Raw genomic sequence first — 881 nt, 5'->3', positions numbered from 1 at the left:
GCCAGCTCCGCGAAGGCGTCAGCCTGCTCAACCGCAGCCTGAACAAGGAGTCCCGTGGCGCCAACTTGCGCCCGCTCAACTACGGCCTGGCCCTGCTCCACCTGGCCGGCAAGCTGCGCAAGAATGAGGACACCGTAAGCATTCTGCGCAACCGCCTGCTGGCGCTGAGCGGCCAGCAGGCCCACTTTGACAAATTCTCCGATGACGCCTTTTGCCACCGCATTGCCGGTATCTATGTGGATACCCTGGGCACCTTTCGATTTCGCATTCAAGTCAAGGGCGACCCAGCCCATCTGCAGGACGACGACAAGGCCGCACGCATCCGCGCCCTGTTTCTGGCCGGGGTGCGCGCCGCCTTCCTTTGGCACCAGCTGGGCGGGCGTCGCTGGCACCTTCTGTTCCATCGAAAGCGCCTCCTTTCGCTCATTGAGTCCATTGATATCAGTGTCTTATAAGCGACTGTTAAAGCTATAAATAGATCAACTTTCAGCTGTCATCAACAGCGGCGCAGTTTGCGGAATTTTGCTGTATGATTGCGCCGCCTTTGGAATGTACGTGTACGTACCTACTTGGACGATATTCGGGAGCCTGACATGTCCAGCCTTACCTCTTTGACTGCCATTTCACCGGTAGACGGTCGTTACGCCAGCAAAGTCGATGCACTGCGCAACACCACCAGTGAATACGGCCTGATTCGCTTCCGCGTCCATGTGGAAGTCAGCTGGCTGGAACAGCTGGCCCATGACAAGAACATCCCGGAAGTCCCCTTGATGAGTGGCCAGGCTGCCTGGCACCTGCGCGGCGTCACCCGTGATTTCGAGGTCCAGCATGCCGAGCGCATCAAGGCCATCGAAGCCACCACCAACCACGACGTCAAAGCC

1 protein-coding gene and 1 pseudogene are annotated in these 881 nt (G+C 58.5%); both read left to right on the top strand.

What is annotated here, in order from left to right; genetic code table 11:
* A partial coding sequence (locus tag A3730_RS22630; RefSeq protein ID WP_063539002.1) for a DUF489 family protein occupies positions 1–455 on the top strand: 455 nt, incomplete at its 5' end.
* 138 nt (positions 456–593) lie between these two features.
* Positions 594–881 (top strand): annotated as a pseudogene (locus A3730_RS22625) (adenylosuccinate lyase); the annotation flags it as partial.

The organism is Alcanivorax sp. HI0044 (genome assembly GCF_001634945.1).
The sequence above is the reverse complement of the archived record's forward strand: the minus strand, read 5'-3'. Positions and strand labels throughout refer to the sequence as shown.